This is a genomic window from Asticcacaulis sp. (assembly GCF_035497195.1).
GTDB lineage: Bacteria > Pseudomonadota > Alphaproteobacteria > Caulobacterales > Caulobacteraceae > Asticcacaulis.
On record NZ_DATJDZ010000014.1, the window covers coordinates 828,378 to 847,276 of the forward strand.

Annotated in this window: 9 protein-coding genes; 7 read left to right on the forward strand and 2 right to left on the reverse strand. The window is 60.3% G+C overall.

Going from position 1 to position 18,899, the window contains the following annotated elements; translation table 11 throughout:
• The first annotated feature begins 166 nt into the window (after positions 1-166).
• Entirely contained in the window at positions 167-2,092 is a 1,926-nt protein-coding gene (gene uvrC, locus VL130_RS07970; RefSeq protein WP_325362234.1) for an excinuclease ABC subunit UvrC, read from the forward strand.
• Between the two features lie 3 nt (positions 2,093-2,095).
• On the opposite strand, the gene VL130_RS07975 is transcribed toward uvrC, so the two are convergent.
• Entirely contained in the window at positions 2,096-4,345 is a 2,250-nt protein-coding gene (locus VL130_RS07975; protein WP_325362235.1) for a glycosyl hydrolase family 95 catalytic domain-containing protein, read from the reverse strand.
• On the reverse strand, positions 4,342-5,232 hold the full coding sequence (locus VL130_RS07980) for a ThuA domain-containing protein (protein WP_325362236.1): 891 nt from the start codon (positions 5,230-5,232) through the stop codon (positions 4,342-4,344). Before VL130_RS07980 ends, VL130_RS07975 begins: the two co-directional genes overlap by 4 nt.
• A gap of 772 nt (positions 5,233-6,004) precedes the next feature.
• Here VL130_RS07980 and VL130_RS07985 point away from each other — a divergent pair.
• The 6 genes from VL130_RS07985 to VL130_RS08010 all read left to right on the forward strand — a co-directional run bounded on the left by VL130_RS07985 (position 6,005) and on the right by VL130_RS08010 (position 18,818).
• Positions 6,005-9,145: a TonB-dependent receptor gene (locus VL130_RS07985; RefSeq protein WP_325362237.1), complete on the forward strand. Its 3,141-nt coding sequence runs from the start codon at positions 6,005-6,007 to the stop codon at positions 9,143-9,145.
• An 89-nt stretch (positions 9,146-9,234) separates the two neighbouring features.
• Complete coding sequence (locus VL130_RS07990; protein ID WP_325362239.1) at positions 9,235-10,725, forward strand: tryptophan halogenase family protein; 1,491 nt, start codon at positions 9,235-9,237, stop codon at positions 10,723-10,725.
• A 30-nt stretch (positions 10,726-10,755) separates the two neighbouring features.
• Positions 10,756-11,478, forward strand: a complete 723-nt coding sequence (locus VL130_RS07995; protein WP_325362240.1) for a SapC family protein — start codon at positions 10,756-10,758, stop codon at positions 11,476-11,478.
• Positions 11,479-11,483: 5 nt separating this feature from the next.
• Positions 11,484-12,515 (forward strand): cupin-like domain-containing protein, encoded by a 1,032-nt coding sequence (locus VL130_RS08000; RefSeq protein ID WP_325362241.1) that lies wholly within the window; start codon positions 11,484-11,486, stop codon positions 12,513-12,515.
• Between the two features lie 80 nt (positions 12,516-12,595).
• Complete coding sequence (locus tag VL130_RS08005) at positions 12,596-15,100, forward strand: glycoside hydrolase family 9 protein (RefSeq protein ID WP_325362242.1); 2,505 nt, start codon at positions 12,596-12,598, stop codon at positions 15,098-15,100.
• A 601-nt stretch (positions 15,101-15,701) separates the two neighbouring features.
• Entirely contained in the window at positions 15,702-18,818 is a 3,117-nt protein-coding gene (locus tag VL130_RS08010) for a TonB-dependent receptor domain-containing protein (protein ID WP_325362243.1), read from the forward strand.
• Positions 18,819-18,899 lie beyond the last annotated feature (81 nt).

Sequence of the window (18,899 nt, forward strand, 5' to 3'; positions counted from 1 at the left end):
TTGACTGACATCCGCCAAATCACAATCACGGAGCCGTGATGAAAGATTGTTTCAGGGAAGGGGGCTTTATTTTGTGCGGAGCGTCTCGTCTGCTGACAATCCCGCGTGGGAATTTGTGACAGCCTTCCCATATACAAATCGCGATTCATGCTAAGTAAAGCGTCCAATGACCCCCGAAGCCGAAAATCCAGAAATCATCATAGAAACGCCGCAGGGCTTTCCCGAAACACCGGCGGAAGCCCCGCTGATCGGGTCTGCCCTGATCCGGCGTGAGGCCGCCCTGGCGCCGGATAAGCCGGGCGTTTACCGGATGCTGGGCGTCGATGGCGAAGTGCTCTATGTCGGCAAGGCGAAGTCGCTGAAAAAGCGCGTGCTGCAATATGCGCAAGGCCGCTTCCATACCCAGCGCATCGCCCGCATGGTGGCCCTGACCCGCGAAATGGTGCTGCTGCGCACCGATACCGAGGGCGAGGCGCTACTGCTCGAAGCGCGGCTGATCAAGGCGCTCAAGCCGCGCTACAATGTGCTGCTGCGCGACGACAAGATGTTCGCCGAAATCCTGGTGCGCAAGGATCACGAAGCGCCGCAGATCACCAAGCATCGTGGCGCACATTCGATTCCCGGTGACTATTACGGTCCGTTCGCCTCGACCCAGGCGGTCAATCGCACGCTGGATACTTTGCAGAAAGCCTTCCTGCTGCGCACCTGCACCGACAGCGTTTATGCTTCGCGCACCCGGCCCTGCATGTTGCACCAGATCAAGCGGTGCAGCGCGCCGTGCACCGGCGTGATCAGCCTGGCCGATTACAGCGATCTCGCCCGGCAGGCGCATGATTTCCTCAAGGGCAAGAGCCGCTCGGTGATCGAGCGCCTGTCGAAGGAGATGATGCAGGCCTCGGACGATATGGATTTCGAGCGCGCCGCCCATCTGCGCGACCGGGTGCGGGCGCTGAACCATGTGTCGATGTCGTCGTCGGTCGATTTGCGCGAGGAAGAGGCTGATGTTTTCGCCGTCTTCAACGAAGGCGGATCGGCCTGCGTCCAGAGCGTCTTCTATCGCGCCGGCCAGAACTGGGGCGACCGCGCCTATTTCCCGCGCGTTGATCAGGAAGACGACGCCGGCGCCATTCTCGATGCCTTTCTGGGGCAGTTTTACCAGGACCGGCCGGTGCCGCGCCTGATCCTGGTGTCGCACGACCTGCATGAGCCCGAACTGATGATGGAAGCCTTGTCGCTAAAGGCGGAACGCAAGGTGCAGGTGTTGCGGCCGCAGCGCGGCGACAAGTGCGAGGTGGTGCAGCACGCGCTCAATAATGCCCGCGCCGCGCTCGGCCGTCGGCTGGCCGAAAGCGGCGCGCAGTCGAAATTGCTGCAGGGCGTGTGTGAGGCCTTCGGGCTGGAGGCGCCGCCGGTGCGCATCGAGGTCTACGACAACTCGCACCTCGGCGGCACCCACGCGGTCGGCGGCATGGTGGTGGCCGGGCCGGAAGGCTTCCTGAAAGGCCAGTACCGCAAGTTCACCATCCGCGATCTCGATAGCAAGCCGGGCGATGACTACGCCATGATGGCCGAGGTTTTCCGCCGGCGTTTCATGCGGCTGATCAAGGAAAAAGACCTGCCGGAAGGGGAGAAGAATTTCGGCCGGCCCGATCTCGTGCTGGTCGATGGCGGGCAGGGGCAGCTCGATGCCGTGCTGGCGGTCATGAAAGACCTGGGGCTGGAGGATATTCCGATCGTCGGCGTGGCCAAGGGGCCGGACCGCGACGCCGGCATGGAGCGCTTTTTCATGCCAGGGCGGTTGCCCTTCATGATGGAGCCGAAATCGCCGGTGCTCTATTATTTGCAGCGCCTGCGCGACGAGGCCCACCGTTACGCCATCGGCGCCAATCGCCAGAAACGTGACGCCGCCATCACCAAGAATCCGCTCGACGAGATCGAGGGCATCGGCCCGCGCAAGAAGCGCGCCCTGCTGGCGGCCTTCGGTTCCGGGCGTGAGGTCGGCCGCGCCACGGTCGATGAGCTGATGAAGATCGAAGGCATCAGCGCCGCCCTGGCGCAGAAAATCCACGACTTCTTCCACGGGGAGGGATAAGGCTCAGGCCGGTAATCCGAAGCTGTTCATGGCATCGGTTTTCGCGGTAAGCGGTGCGATGGTGAAGGTTTTCACGCCCTTGATCGCCAGTATGGCTTCTTCGCTGGCCTGGAGATCGAGCCGGTAGCGATCCTTGCCAAGCGGGGTCGCCTGCGTGCCATGAACCTGCGGCGCGTCTCCCGGCCATTCGACAATGCAGGGTTCACCCGCCAGGCTTTTCACGCGCAGCCACTGCGTCAGGCCACCTTTGCGCACGGCGCTGACCTCGAAGGCGCCTTCCGCCCGCATGTCATGGAAGGCCGCATCGGCCCAGCTGGATGGCATGGCCGGGAAGACGCGGATCACGCCGCCCCAGCTCTGGATCAGCATGTCGTTCAGCGATTGCGCCGCCGCCAGGGGCGTTTCGATATTCTGGCCGCTTTCGGCATACATGGTGTTGGGGAAGATACGGCCAATGCCTTCGCGGCGCACGAACAGAGCTTTCAATGTGGTCAGGGCGTCATCGCCACGCCCGAAGGCGGCATAGAACGAAGCGCCGACCGCATAGGTGAAGCCCGCTGCCTGTTTTTCAGCGATGGCGCCATTCAGCCAGTGCTCGGTCGATTTCATCGCCAGTGGCAAGGTGTCGGTCTGATCGCGATTCACGCTGTAGAGCGGGTAGATCATCATCAAGTGCGAGAAATGGCGATGCGCGCCGGAGGTCAGGCCGGCGCCGACGCGATAGCCATTTTCATCGCTGGGATAGGGAACGAGCCGCGTCACCATATCCTGCCATTTCGCCGTCAGCGGATCATCGATTTTCAGGCGGCCGGCGGCGGTCAGCAGCGCGCCGCACGCCCATTTCAACAGGGCGAGATCGTAATTGCAGTCGGCGCTTTCACCGATTTCCGGCGAATAGGTCACCGGCAGGTGCAGATGCCCATCCGCGCCCTCGATCAGGTGTGGCAGGTATAAATTGACGGCCCGGCGCAGCAGCGGGAACAGCCGGTCGCGCAGCATGACCTCATCCATCGAGAAGCGGTATTGCAGCCAGTAGTTATGACAGACCCAGAGCAGATTGCCCCATTCGCGGGCATAGCGGATGTCGATATCGAGCGGACAGGCCATGTCCTGCTGCGAACAGTGGCCCATGATGGCGACATCGCCTTCCACTTGGGCATTGCGCCGCAGGGTTTCGGCATTGCGGTCGAGGGCGTTATAGAGGCCATTGCCCATATCGAGGCGGTTGGCCGGTTGCAGGGCGTAGTAGCTGACCTGGCTGTTCATGTTCCAGGTGATATAGGGCCAGCCGGATTTTTGCAGCCAAGGGCCGTGGGTATCGATGATGCCGCCGTCCGGCCGCGCGATGCAGCCGTATTTGTACATCTGGATCCAGTAATAGCTCTCCAGTTGCGTATCCGGCAGGGTGACGAAACTGCGCGGATAATAGCTGCGCCACCAGGCGCGGTGGCGGCTTCGCAGGGCAGGGACATCGGCCTGACGCACCGTCGCGCGGGCGGCTTCCAGCGCGCCGCTGTCGGGGAAGGAGACGGCACTGCCGATAATCAGCGCGTCGTTTGTTTCTCGCCAGACGGTCGCCAGGCCGCCGCCGGCCAGCAGGGGCTGGACGTAGCCGTTGAGGCCATCAGCGTCCTGCCGTTCGCCCGGCGGATTATCGACCCAGATACGCCCTTCATGGCCATAGTTCTTTTTGTAGGCGGCGAGATCGGCCTCGGTTCTTACCGGTGGCCGTGTCGAGACGGCCTCAGCTGGTCGCCACTCCCAGCGATGCGCGCCGGAGACTTCGATGGCGATGATGTCGATATCGGCGGCCACAAAGGTGCTAAGCGTAAGTGCGCCGGTTTCGGTGGTAATAATGCCGCTGAGTTCGGCGTCGTGGAGCGATAGCCGCAGGTCGCAGCCGGTGATCTTGCTCGGTGTGACCAGATGAAACGCCCCGGCCTGATAGCGGCTGCGACTATAGGCCGGCCATCCCCAGCTATCGTCGCGGCGATCATACCAGTCTGTATTATCGACGGCGAAACGCAGGCTGCCGTCTTCGGCCAGCATGACACTCAGCGCGAGCTTGCCATTACCGAGGAAGGGCGCCTCGCCCCAGATTTTCGGCAGGCGTTTCCACACCAGATCGTGCCGCGCCAGAAAGGCCGGCCAGTCGATATCGGTGGTGATCCGGGACTTAGCTTCGGCGGATTGGCCAAAGACAAGGGTGGCCATGGCGGAGGTGGCCAGCAGGGCGCGGCGGGAAATCTTCATGGCGCCGTATATCCCCTTTGGAGCGGCAGGGTGACCTTGCCGGTGGCCGCCCATTCGACACCGCGCAGGAACAGCGTGCGGAAGCCGGCATTGGCGAGGTCCGGCGAAGGCTCGTCGTGCCAGGTGTGGCCCAGTTGGGTGACATAAACCCGGCCCTTGCCATAATCGCGCACCCAGTCCAGCGGTTCGTTGCGCTTGACGCTTTCGCACCAGGCATAGGTCAGGAAGGTGAGGGCGTCGCCGCGCACCACGGTCTCCAGGCCGTGCTGGCCATAGGTCAGTTGCTCGGATTGCAGGGCGATGGTGGTGGGCAGGCCGCGGGTGATCGGGTGCGTGCGGTTGGCGATGGCGAGATTAAAGTCGTAGCGCTTCGGGTGGTTCGGATTGAGGCCGGCGCCGGTCTCGATGATCTGCTTTTGACCTTTATCATCGAAGACTACGCCGGGGCCGAAGGTATTGGACCGCCACAGCAGGCCAACCATCTCCTCATAGGCGATCCAGCCAGGAAAGGCGTTATTGGCGGCGTGATAGCTGACGAAGCCGCCGCCGTTCTTCACATAGGATTCGAAATCCGCCTCGACGGCCTTCGGCCACATAACGACATCCTTGCCGTGATCGCCGCCGTTGAAATTGCTGATCACCACATCGTAGTGCCGGAAATTGGGGTGCCAGCCAGCCCAGGCGTCGGGGGAGGCTCCGCGCGGCGGCGTGGTTGATACCTCGACCTCGAAACGGCCGCTGTCTTCCAGCAGACCGGCCAGCACCGGCGTGGTCTGCGCCCAGTCGTGATTGTTGACGCCATCGATGATCAGAACGTGAACTTTAGGCGGCATGGCGTGTGCTGGCAAAGCCAACGCCAGCAGGGCAGATATCAACAGAATACGCACGGCAGTTTCTCCCCCTGAAATTTATCAGCAGCCAATCGCAAGGCAGTTTAAAGGCTGATAGCCTTTAAACATAATACATAATATAATAAGGGGAAAGGCTCTGCGACAAGTAATGGGTATGGAGGCGTGCGGTCAACGATTCGGATATGAGGCAATTTGCGTCTGAAATGCGCAATAATTATATTATAAAAGCTGCATTAATATTACAATTAAGGGCTGTGAATGCGATTTCCATGCCCACATTGTTGCAAAATTGCAAATCATCCATAAAAACGAGCCACAGGCTTTTTCCATAATTGACGGGTGTAGGGCGTGGTGTTACCGCTAACGTTCCATAATCTTTTCGATCGGGAAAGCCTGAGTTGTAAAGCAAACAAGTGGACGATGCGGGTCTGATGAACAGGGCGCGCGGGTAATAATAAAATTGGAGAAGAGACGCCGGAATTCACCATTACGGCTTGTGCCATATAAAAATTCTGTGATACGGAATTAATCCTGACAACGTTGTCGGACTATCCGGTATCATAGTGTTGGGAAATTGCGCATGGATGGGGCGAATGCCCTGCCGCGCAATGCCCGTTTGGGGCTTCACCGAGGCGGCTGATTGATGGCTGTCGCGGAGCGGAGAAATGTGTCTGTTATCTGGCTTGTCTTTAGACCCTTTGCGGGAGGGGGCATGTGACCGGCGGCGGGCATATCGATCATAAAATAAATCACGTTGGGAGGATACAATATGACGAGTAGAGTACAAGGTAAGCGCGCAGGCAGTCTGTTGCGCACCGCATTCCTGGGCGGCGTTTCGACGCTGGCCATTTGTGCGATCGCCGCGCCTTCGTTCGCGCAAGACGCCGCGCCAGCCACGGCCACGGCCACGGACGATTCGACGGTTATTGTCGTCACCGGCATCCGCGGTTCGCTGCAACGCTCGATGAACATCAAAAAGAACGCCGACGGCGTTGTCGACGGTATTTCGGCGGAAGACGTCGGCAAGTACCCGGACACCAACCTGGCCGACTCGCTGCAACGCGTCACCGGCGTGTCGATCAACCGCGTCAACGGCGAAGGCCAGCAGGTCACCGTTCGCGGCTTCGGTCCCGGCTATAACATGACGACCGTCGACGGTCGCATCATGCCGGCCTCGACCATCGGCGTCATCGGCGGCGGTCAAGGCGCTGACGGTAACCAGGGCAACACCCGCGCGTTCGATTTCAGCAATATCGCATCGGACGGCGTGTCGGCTGTTCAGGTCTACAAGACCGGCCGTGCCGACCTCAATTCCGGCGGCATCGGCGCCACGATCAATATCGCCACCCTGCAGCCGCTTCTCCATAGTGGCTCGAAGGGCAGCTTCACGGTCAAAGCGTTGACCACCGACAATCCGGGCCTCGGTACGGTTCTGGACAAGAAGTCCGTCACGCCTGAAATCTCCGGCGCCTATCAGTGGACCAATGACAGCAGCAATTTCGGCGTCGCCCTGTTTGGCTCCTATCAGGAAAAAACCGGCTCGACGCGTTCGGACACCGTCAATTCCTGGAATGTCCAGACCTACGCAACCTGGCTGACGACCGGCCAGGCGCCTGCGGCGGCAAACATCACCAACGCGCCGACCGACATGAATCAGTTGATCGCGGTGCCGACGGACAGCCGTCTGACCTATGCCGAAAATTCGCTGAAGCGCTCCAATGCCGCCGTCACTCTGCGCTGGAATCCGACCGAGGACCTGACCGTCACGGCCAACAGCTTCTATACCCACACCGAGGCGCAGGAAGCCCGCTCCGAACTGACCAACTGGTTCTCGCGCAGCCCCTATGCGGCCATCACGTTTGACGATAACCCGATTGTCAAGTCGGCGATTTCGGTTACCGACACGATCCCGACCGGCAAGGATCAGGGGTACGAAAACGAACTGCGCGCCGTGGAATCGACGATCCAGTCGACGGGCCTGAATGTTAAGTGGCATCCGACCGACAACTGGACCCTGTCGGCCGATCTGTCGGCGTCCAAGGCCAGCTCGGGCGGTAACAACCCGGATGGCTCGTCGTCGGATACCGTCAGTGCGGCCCAGACCTATGTCGCCTCCAACACAACCATCTTTGGTGAACTGGCGGCGCCGATTCAGCATGTGGTTCTCGATCCGAGCAAGTCGGTGACCGGCAAGCAGGACATCGCCTCGATCGCCTCGGGTTATAGCAATCAGTTCTTCTCGCAGCAGACGGACGAGCTTGAGCAGGCTAAGTTTGACGCCACCTATCAGGTTGATGACAACAGCAAGCTGAGTTTCGGTCTTGATGCTTACAAGAATGTCAACGAATCAAACTTTAACAGCTTTCAGGCACAGTTTGGCGACTGGGGTGGCCTTAACCCTGGCGACATCCAGAAGTATGGCACTCAGGACATCAAGACTTTCTGCCTGTCCTGCCAGTTCACTTCGGTCGATATGCCCACCGCTGACGGTACGGCTTATCGCTTTAACGCCGTCGACGCCTATAATGGCCTGAAAGCCTATTATGGTGACGACGCCAACTTCGCCAATGTTCTGCCTTCCGGCGGCGCCAAGGCCAATAAGCCTAACCCCAGCGGCTTTGCTCACAACGCCGTTGAAGAAAAGGTTACGGCCGCCTACGCGCAGTTCTCCATGAAGGCTGAGCTTGTCGGTCGTCCGGTCAAAATTCTGGCCGGCGTGCGCTATGAAAACACCGATGTCACGGTTACCGCCTACCAGAATACCCCGACCAACCTGCGCTGGGATCAGAAGAACAACTTCTCGGTCGTTCAGGGGACGGACATTCAGGCTTACGACTATAAATCCCACTATTCCAACCTGCTGCCCAGCCTCGATATGGCTATGAACATCACCGATGATTTCATTGGTCGTATGTCATTCTCGGTAACAAATGCCCGTCCGCAATACAGCTCGATGTATGCAACAATCGGGGTGAACGCGCCGGGCGACGCCAGCTATAACAACGCGATTTATACGGCCTCTTCGGGCAATCCCGCTCTAAAGCCGCTGGTCTCGGAAAACTTCGACGTCTCGGCTGAATGGTATTACGGTAAGAACAGCTATGTATCGTTGGGTTATTACCGCAAGGCCGTGCAAAACTTCGTTGGCAATGGTACGACCACTACCACTCTGTTCGGTCTGACCGATCCGGCTTCCGGCAAGGCGGGCACGCGCTCCGGCGCAGCGGTCGCTGCGCTCCAGGGCATCGGCGCTTCCACCAACACCAATAACCTGTCCGCCATGACGATCCTCATCGATCAGGCCGGCGGGGATGTGGCGACGGCGTTGGCGCAATGGAACAGCAATACCGCGCCCGACGGCCATGTGTCTGCGGATACGGACGCGCTTTCGGTCTATCTGTGGGGCAACCCCAACTGGAAGGTCGTCAGCGACAGCACCGATCCTCTGGCGAACTTCGTCTATTCGCAACCGATCAATAACCACACGGCCAATATTGACGGTTTCGAGTTCGCCCTCCAGCACTTCTTCGGCGACACCGGCTTCGGTATTGCCGCCAGTGCGACCACGGTTAACGGCGATGTGGCTTTGGATGATGGTGCCTCACCCGCCGCCGGCAACAACCAGTTCGCCCTGGAAGGCCTCAGCAATACCTACAATATCACGGGTATCTATGAGAAGTACGGCTTCGAAGGCCGGATCGTCTATAACTGGCGCGATAAGTATCTGGCCCAGGCCAATGCTTCGCAAAACGGCGGTCGTTATGTCGCGGCCTTCGGTCAGTGGGATGCGACTCTGAACTATGAAATCAGGCCGAACCTCATGCTGACGTTCGAAGCCCTGAACATCAACCGGGAACATGTGGTGCAATATATCCGCGTGCCGACCGATGTTGTCATGTATCAGGAACTTGACACACGCTACGATGTGGGGCTGCGTTACAAGTTCTAAACCAGCTATCGGTTTAACTTGAGGGGAAGGCCGCATAACAATGCGGCCTTCCTTTTTTCTAAAGTACACGAATTTAAGAGGGCAGGCAGATGAATGCACAGGTCATAAAAAAGGTAGTGATCGCCGGTGGCGGCACGGCGGGCTGGTGCGCCGCCGCCGCTTTATCGCGTCTGCTCGGTCCTGTGCTTGACATCACACTGATTGAATCGGCCGACATCGGCATTGTCGGGGTCGGTGAATCGACGATTCCGACGGTACGGGCGTTTCACCATCTCATCAGCGTGGACGAACAGGCGTTTATGCGTGAGACGAACGCAACCTTCAAACTTGGGATCGACTTCGAGAACTGGGCGCGAGAGGGCGACCGGTATTTTCACTCCTTCGGCACGCTCGGCAAGTCGCCCTGGATGGCGCATTTTTACAATATCTGGCTGGAAGCCCGCTCCAAGGGGCTTGGCGGATCACTGGATGATTACAGCCTGGAAACAAAAGCGGCGCAGGCCGGGAAATTTCAACTCCATAAGAACCTGCCCATCAATTACGCCTATCACCTGGATGCTGTGCTCTATGGCAAATACTTGCGCAAACTGAGTGAAGAGGCGGGCGTAAAGCGCCACGAAGGTCAGATTGTCAGCGTGCAGCAAAACGCCGAAACGGGCTTCATAACCTCAGTGACCCTGGCGAGCGGAGAGGTGATTCCGGGTGATCTGTTCATCGACTGCACCGGCTTCCGGGGACTTTTGATCGAAGAAACCCTGCATACCGGCTATGACGATTGGAGCCACTGGATACGCACGGACCGTGCCCTGGCGGTGCAAACGCATCCGGCCGGCCCGCTTTTCCCCAATACGAAAGTCGTCGCTCATTCCGCCGGGTGGCGTTGGCGCATTCCGCTCCAGAGCCGTGTCGGCAACGGCCTGGTCTATTCCAGCGCGCACATGTCGGACGATGAGGCGCAGGCGCTTCTGACGGCAAGTCTGGATGCGCCAACGACGAACACGCCCAGGGTGATTAAATATAAAACAGGAAAGCGTAAGAAAATCTGGAATAAGAATTGCGTGGCAATGGGCCTCTCCAGCGGTTTTATCGAGCCGCTTGAGTCCACAAGCATTCATTTATTCCAAAAATCCGTTTTGGAACTCATCCAGAATTTTCCGTTCTTTGGAATAACTGATGCGCTGGTGAAGCGTTATAACGAGATGTCGGATCGGGAAGCCGAGGGCGCACGGGACTTTGTTATTCTGCATTACAAACTGACTCAGCGGTCCGACACCACGTTCTGGTCGGAAAACGCGGAGATGGACGTCCCGGACTCCTTGAAGGCGCGTATAGACCTTTTCCGTGAGTCCGGTATGGCCTATCAGGGACCGGGCGAATTGTTCCGGACGGACTCGTGGGTGCAGGTCATGCTTGGGCAACGCCTTGAGCCGCAAGGATGGCACCGTCTGGGGGCGTTCATGAAGCCGGACGAAATGACTCAGGTGTTTGACGGATTGAAGCAGACCGTCGATCATTCCGTTGCCAGTATGACGCCTCACGATGCTTTCCTGAAGCAATATTGCCCAACCGCTATCGTTTAAGATACGCTTCTGCATATGGACCTGACGATCATGGAAAACAGTAAGCCCGTGCTTCTCGATAATGTCGCGCATCACGACCTGCGCATCATTACCGGCCACTCCGCCGCCTTTGGGGATGCCGTCAACCAGGTCCGGGTCTTTCCGAACGAGTTTGCCGAGGTCCAGCGCGAATATCCCATCTTCTTCCGCCGCGACGAGGAAGGCGCCTTCTACGCCATCGCCCTGCTCGGTTTTGACCGAGACGAGAACCTGTTTCTTGATGGTAAGGGCTGGAACGCCCGCTATGTGCCGGCGGGGCAGAATCGCGGGCCTTTCCTGCTGGGCTTCCGCGAGGGCACTGACGGTGATGCGCCGATGATGCTGATCGATCCCGCCCATCCGCGCCTCAGCCGTAGCGCAGGTGCCCCCCTGTTCCTGCCGCACGGCGGCAATGCGCCGGTTTTGGAGGGTTATCTCCAGGTCCTGCGCACGCTTCACGGCGGCTTGGGCCTCAATGACGCTGTTTTCGCCGCCTGGCTTGAGGCGGGCATTCTGGCGCCGGTCAAGGTCGATATCCGGATCGACGACGCCACGGGCTATGACATCCCCGACCTGTTTTCGATCAGCGGTGAAGCGCTAGCCGGACTGGATGGCGCGGTCCTTGCCAGCCTCAACGCGCGCGGCTACTTAGGCCTGGCTTTCCATGTGCTGGCCTCGCTTGGCAATGTGCCGCACCTGATCGCGCTCAAAAACCGCAAACGGCAGGGAGCCTGAGCGGCATGTCGGGCGTTACCGCCAGAAGCCGGGTCATCACCGGCATCGCCCCGGATCAGATCCCCTATGACGACCTGATGGCCGCGCAGGCGCCCGTAATCCTGAAAGGCGTGGCGCGCGATTGGCCGCTGGTGCGCGCCGGGCTTGATTCCCCGCAGGCCGCCATGGATTACCTCAAGGGCTTTTACCAGGGACGTCCGGTGACGCTGTTTGTCGCCGAACCCGAACAGGCCGGCCGCTTCTTCTATAATGATGATGTCAGCGGTTTCAATTTTCAGGGCGGGCGGAGTGACCTTAATGAGGCGCTTGATCGGATCGCCGAACATATGGGCGATCCCAATCCGCCGTCCTTCTACATCGGTTCGACCGATCTTGACCTCTTTCTGCCGGGGCTGCGCGCGCATGACGAGCTGGTGCTCAACCACCCGATGTTCGCCGCCAATCCGCCGCTGGCCAGCATCTGGATCGGCAACCGTACAACGGCCACGGCGCATTACGACATGTCGCATAATCTGGCGGTCTGCGTTGCGGGTAAGCGGCGCTTTACCCTGTTTCCGCCGGACCAGGTGGCGAACCTCTATCCCGGTCCGCTGGAACCGACACCGGGCGGCCAGGTCGTCAGCATGGTGGATTTTCGTGACCCGGATTTCGAGCGCTATCCCCGCTTCCGCGAGGCCCAGGCCGCGGGCCAGGTGGCGGAGCTGGAACCCGGCGACGTCCTGTTTTATCCGGCCCTGTGGTGGCACCATGTCGAGGCGCTGGAACCGTTCAATATCCTGATCAATTACTGGTGGAACACCTCGCCGGCCTTCATGGACACGCCGCAGAACACGCTGCTGCACGCCCTGCTCAGTCTGCGTGACCGGCCTGACGCGGAGAAGGCCGGATGGCGCGAACTGTTCGACTACTATGTCTTTGGGCCTGCCGATCGTGCCGGCGCGCACCTGCCCGAACACGCGCGCGACAATCTGGGGCCGATGGACGATATGAAGGCGCGCCGGCTGCGGGCCATGCTGCTCAATAAATTGAACCGATAACAAAGCCGGCCAGATGCGCGTTGACAGTTTCGCCCGACTGGATATGTTACCGCTATCATAAAAATAACAGGGAAAAGAACATGCGTAATCTCACCAGGCTGATGCTGTCCGTTGCTGCCGGCGTCATGCTGGCGGCGGCTGCCAGTGCCGAACCGCTGCATCTCAATGACAAGGGCTATTTCGAAACGCGCGGCGTCAATGTGCTGGTCTTCGCCAATGGCGCCAACAGCCTGTTCAACGACGCCAAGATCGCCGGCGTTGAACTGATCCAGCAGGGCGTGCGCACGGCCACCAATGGCGATGTCCGCCTGATGCCGACGCCGGGCCAGTGGGACGAAATGGGACTGGTAAAGGATCGTCAGGTCGATGCCGCTTCCGGTGTCGTCACCACGACGGTGAGCTACCCGAAATATGATTTCACCTATCAGGTGCGTGTCGCGCCGAAAGGCGAGGGCGTGAGCGTAAGCGTAAGCGTCATCCTCGACAAGCCCCTGCCGGAAGCGCTGGCGGGCAAGGCGGGCTTCAATATGGAATTCCTGCCGGCGGCCTATTTCCACAAGAGCTATCTCGCCGATGGCGTGGCGGGCACGTTCCCGCTTTATCCGTCCGGCCCTATGAAAAGCCTCGGTGAAGGGGTGCCGATGTCGCGTCTGCTGCCGCAAACCGAACCCTTGCCGCTGGCGCATGGCAAGACCTTCGTGCTGGCGCCGGAAGATCCAGCCCGTCGCGTCACCCTGACTTCTGACAGTGATATTGCCCTCTATGACGGCCGCAACCAGGCGCAGAATGGCTGGTATGTCGTGCGCTCGCTATTGCCGGCCGGCAAGACCGGCACGGTTGTTTCGTGGACAATGACTGCCAATTCGGTCGCCGGCTGGGTGCGGCCGCCGATGATCGCCCATTCACAGCTTGGCTACGCCCCTTCGCAGGCCAAGAAGGCCGTCATCGAACTTGATCCGAACGACAAACCCGCCGGCGAGGCCCGTTTGCTGGAGATTGCCGCCGACGGCACGTTTACGCCGGTCCTGACCGCCGAAGCCAAACCCTGGGGCCATTACCTGCGTTATGACTACCGCACCTTCGATTTCACCCGCGTCACCAAGCCGGGCCTCTATGTCATCGAATATGAAGGCCAGCGCACCAGTCCGTTCCGTATCGCCGCCGATATCTATGCCACGGCCTGGGAGCCGACGCTCGATGTCTACCTGCCGGTCGCCATGGATCATATGAAGGTCAATGAGGCCTATAGGGTCTGGCACGGCGACAGCCACAAGGACGACGCCATGCAGGCGCCGCCGGGTGATGATCATATCGATCTTTATGCCTCGAAGCCGGGCGGCACCGACACGCAATTCAAGCCTTATGAACACATCCCCGGCCTGAATGTCGGCGGCTGGTTCGATGCTGGCGATTTCGATATCCGCACCCAGACGCACTATGCCGTGGTGCGTTCGCTGGTGCAGAGCTGGGAGAAATTCGGCCTGACGCGCGACGACACCCTGATCGATCATCAGCGCCGCTATGTCGATATTCATGTGCCGGACGGCAAGCCCGACCTGTTGCAGCAGATCCAGCACGGCACGCTGCAACTGGTGGCGCAGTTCGATGCCGTCGGCCACGCCATCAACGGCATTGTCGAGCCGGACGTGGCGGAATATCCGCACCTTGGCGACGCCGTGACCAAGACAGATGGCCTGATCTATGACCGGTCGCTTGGCCGTGACGAGGTGAAGGATGGCAGGAGCGGCATGCCCGACGATCGCTGGGCCTTTACCAACACCACTTCGGCGCTCAACTATGGTTCGATCGCCGCATTGGCCGCCGCCAGCCGGGCGCTGAAGGGCTTTGACGATCCGCTGGCAGACAAGTCGCTGGGCATCGCCAGGAAGGTCTGGGCCGAGGAGCATAGCCATGCGCCTAATCTCTATCACCATGGCAATACGACCGGCGGGGATCTGGTCGAAGAAGAACTGTCGGCCGCCGTCGAACTGCTGATCACGACGAAAGACCCGCAATACGCCCGACGGATCGACGCCCTGTGGCCGGAGGTCAGCCAGACCTTCGCCGCCAATGCCGCGACGCTGGCCAAGGCGCTGCCCCTGATGCCGAAGGCCTTCAAGGCGAAGGTCCGTCCGGCGGTGGTGGCGTGGAAGGCCGAGGCCGACAAGTTAGCCAGTGCCAATCCGTTCGGTGTGCCGATCACCGAAGGCGGCTGGGCCGGCGGCGGCACAGTGGTCGAATACGGCCTGACCGCCGCTGCGCTGAACCACGAATTCCCCGATATCATCAACCCGGATGCGGTCTATCAGGCGCTGGATTACATGTACGGCACGCATCCCGGCTCGAATGTGTCGTTTGTTTCCGGGGTTGGCACGGTTTCCAAGGAAGTGGCCTACGGCAATAATCGCGCTGATTTCAGCTTCATCGCCGGCGGCGTGGTGCCCGGTGTGCTGATTCTCAAGCCTGATTTCCCCGAAAACAAGGAGGACTGGCCGTTCTTCTGGGGGGAGAATGAGTATGTCATCAATGTCGGCGCCGCCTATATCGAACTGGTCAATGAGGCCAATGCCCGGTTGAAGCCGTGAATTTTTTACCCGTAAAAAGAGATGGTTTGCGTCGGGCCGGCAATATTTCGGCACTGTGATTGAAAAGTCACATTTTGCAGATCTATCCCGAATATTGAAATGAATTGGCCATTTTTGAGGCTAACCGCCCGCCGGAGTCCCATTATACGGGAATGCCGGCGGGCGGAATCCCATGATGTGGAAGGCTTTGCCGTTGGAAGCACATATGGCTCCGACGGCCAGAGAGCGGGTAGTTGATTTGCAAAAAATAGGCGCGTAGCCTCTCTTCGCGACATGCGTTTGTTTTTTGTCGTGAGATGTTAGCGTTATCATAAAAATTGACACCGGTGTCACAAACCTAAGATCAGGCGCCGGGCAAAAACAACGGGTCTATCAAACGAGAGCTGCCTGCCGGACGTAAACCGGCGATCGCAGCCATATGCAGGGCGAAATTCAGGACACGGGCGTAACGCCCATGCCTCACCAAGCCCCTGAATAACTGTGTCGTGCCGGAGCCATATCCGCGCCGAGCCGGATGATGTGCGTCATCCGAAGAGCGATAGTCTGTGTCCGGAGCAACCGGCGCTGGCGGTATGAAAGAAAATTGGAAGGAAGAAAAATTATGAAAAAGTACAATAAAACAGGGACATTGCGACCGATACTGGCGGCATCTATCTCACTGATGGCCTTGGGCGCCGGTCTGAATGCGCTGCCGGCGATGGCCCAGGACGCTGCCGCGACAGCCGATGCGCCTGCCGCCGCCCCGGTTGACGAGACGGTCGTTGTCGTCACCGGTTCGCGCCTGTCCAACCGCGGTTTCAAGGCGCCGACGCCGGTCACCGTTCTCGATCAACAGGAACTGAAGCTCGCCGGCACGCAGAACGTCGACGTCATGCTGTCCGACACGCCGCAATTTACCGGCTCGCAGCTCAACAGCCCGACGGCCAATACGGTCCAGGCCGGCCAGCCGGTCGGCACGGCCACGCTGAACCTGCGCAATTTCGGCCCGACGCGCAACCTCGTGCTGGTCAATGGCCGCCGCTTCGCCATTACCGGTCCCGATTTCACGACCGACATCAACACCATTCCCGCAGCGCTGATCAAGCGCATCGAAGTCGTCACCGGTGGCTCTTCGGCGGTTTACGGGTCTGACGCCATCACCGGCGTCGTCAACTTCATCATGCGCGACGATTTTGAAGGCGTGGAAACGAGCGTGCAGCGGACCTGGGACCAGCACACCGGCACGCCGACCTACAGTGTCGATATCACGGCGGGCGGCAATTTCGCCGATGGCCGCGGCAATATCGTCGCCTCGGTCAACTATATGAACCGTGGCGGCTATACGCGCGCCGATCGCGGTGACTGGGCAATGCCTTCGCTGTCGGATGGTTGCGTCACCGCCGATTCGTGGAGTGATGATCGTGCCGGTACGCCCAATGGCGCCGGCAATGGCCAGGCCTGTCTGGATGCTGGCGGTCGTATGGGGCTGGTCTACAGCGGCTCCTCGAACGTACCCAATGGCCGTTTCGGCATAGGCAACCTGCCGCTTTACGGTTCGGCAGGTTCCAATGCCGGTCTTGACGCGGCCCTGGCGGCGGCCGGCCTTCAGAACATGGGTTCCGGCGGCGCCATCCTCAGCGATGACGGTACGACGGTACGTCCTTATGCCGGCGCGGCCGACAGCTATGACCTGGGTGGCATGTCGAACATCATCACCCCGCAGACGCGCTGGATGGGCAATATCTTCGCCCACTACGATTTCAACGACAAGGCCACGGGCTACATGGAAATGCACTACAGCGACAATGTCGCCGATGTGCAGATCGCCCCGACCAATTACGGCGGTAACCTGCTGCTCGATGTCAATAACCCTTACCTTGGTGCGCCGATGCAGGAAGTCCTGCGCCAGCTCGACCTGAAGGAAACCGGGCCGACCACGGTCAAAAACGGCACCCTGACCCTGAACAATGCGCCCGGCGACGGGCTTGCGGTGATCAATTACAACCGCCGCCTGTCGGATATCGGCCCGCGCTACACCACCTCCGACCACGCGGTCTTCCGCACGGCGCTGGGCGTGCGCGGCAATCTCGGCGACGTGTCGTCGAGCTACCTGCGCGACCTGAAGTATGACGTCTACTACACCTATGCGAAGACGACGGAATCCGACACCCAGACGGGTTCGATCTCGCTCAGCCACTTCCAGCAGGCCGTGCTTTCGCAGGGCGGGGCGGCGCCGGTGCTCAATCCGTTCGGCCAGAACATGACGGATGCCGGCAAGGCGGCCATCATCATCAATGCCAACGCCGGCCTGCGCGCCGAGCAGCAGGTCTTCGCCGGCAGCCTGACCGGTGAAGCCTTCGATCTGCCGGCCGGCCCGGTCGATTTCTCGACCGGTTTCGAGTGGCGCTACAGCACCGCCGAATACATCCCCGACACCTATCTGGCTTCGGGTGACGTGTCCGGCTGGAACGCCGCCAAGGCGACCAAGGGATCGACTACGGTCAAGGAAGTCTACGGCGAAGCCCGCGTTCCGATCCTGGCCGACCTGCCGCTGGCCAAGCGCCTGAGTCTCAACGGCGCCTTCCGCTATTCCGAATATGACCTGGAAGGGGTTGGCGGCGTCTGGACCTATTCGCTGGGTTCCGAATGGGCGCTCAACAGCGATCTCGCCTTCCGCGCCCAGTACCAGCACGCCATCCGCGCGCCCAATGTCGGCGAATTGTTCGGCGGCGCCGGCACAAACGGCCCGATGGCGAGCGACCCCTGCTCCGACCGGACACCCGTCGCCAACCAGACCGATGCCCTAAAGGCCCTGTGTCTGGCCACCGGCGTGCCGACCGCGACGGTCTTCACCTCGGCGGTTCAGCCGACGGCTTTCGTCAACCAGACGACCGGCGGCAATCCGAACCTCAGCCCGGAAACCTCCAACACCACGACTGCCGGTCTGGTGTGGACACCGAGCTATGTGCGCGGTTTGCAGGTCAGCGTCGACTACTACAAGATCACGCTTGACGACGCCATCTCCACCCTCGGCGGCGGCGGCGTGCAGTCGGTCCTCGACCTCTGCTACAAGACGATCATGGACGCCAGCAGCGTCTTCTGTCAGGCCATCCACCGCGATCCGTCATCGGGTCAGGTCACTGCGCCGGATTACGTCTCTACCACCAACGCCAATGTCGGTCGTCTGGCGACCGCCGGCGTCGATATCGAAGGCCATTACGGCTTCCGCACCGACTGGGGCCTGCTGGGCGCCAGCCGCTGGGATGTGTCGGCCAATGTCAACTATGTCAGCGAGTTCACAGGCACGCCGATCCAGGACCAGCCGGAGGTCAAGAACGACTGCCTGGGCGCGTTCGGCGCCACCTGCGGCCAGCCGATTCCGAAGTGGAAGGGTTCCGGCCGCGTGACCTGGAAGACCGGTGCGCTGACCCTTTCGGCCCGCGCCCGCTATATCGGCAAGGTGACGGTCGATACCTACATGCTGCCGAAGTCGAAGGGCCTGACGCCGCCGGCGCTCAACACCCTGACCAACCCGGTCATCGACGCCCAGACCTATATCGATCTGACGGCGGCCTATGACCTGACCTCGAAAGTCCGTCTGTCGGTCGGCGCCCGTAACCTGTTCGACAGGGACCCGCCGATCCTCGGCTCGTCGCAGCTGCCTTCGGATAACACCATCCCGGCGACCTACGATGTCCAGGGCCAGGTGTTCTTCGTCAGCGTGGACGCCAAGTTCTAGGCTGATCCGATTGGCAGGCGCAGCGTTTCCTCCCTGGCGCTGCGCCCGCCATAACTACCAGAACCTGCTTTATTCCCCGGT

Bases quoted from the DNA above. Each gene is read 5' to 3' on its own strand.
- uvrC (WP_325362234.1), top strand. From the start codon at position 167: ATGACCCCCGAAGCCGAAAATCCAGAAATCATCATAGAAACGCCGCAG.
- VL130_RS07975 (WP_325362235.1), bottom strand. From the start codon at position 4,345: ATGAAGATTTCCCGCCGCGCCCTGCTGGCCACCTCCGCCATGGCCACC.
- VL130_RS07990 (WP_325362239.1), top strand. From the start codon at position 9,235: ATGAATGCACAGGTCATAAAAAAGGTAGTGATCGCCGGTGGCGGCACG.
- VL130_RS07995 (WP_325362240.1), top strand. From the start codon at position 10,756: ATGGAAAACAGTAAGCCCGTGCTTCTCGATAATGTCGCGCATCACGAC.
- VL130_RS08000 (WP_325362241.1), top strand. From the start codon at position 11,484: ATGTCGGGCGTTACCGCCAGAAGCCGGGTCATCACCGGCATCGCCCCG.
- VL130_RS08005 (WP_325362242.1), top strand. From the start codon at position 12,596: ATGCGTAATCTCACCAGGCTGATGCTGTCCGTTGCTGCCGGCGTCATG.
- VL130_RS08010 (WP_325362243.1), top strand. From the start codon at position 15,702: ATGAAAAAGTACAATAAAACAGGGACATTGCGACCGATACTGGCGGCA.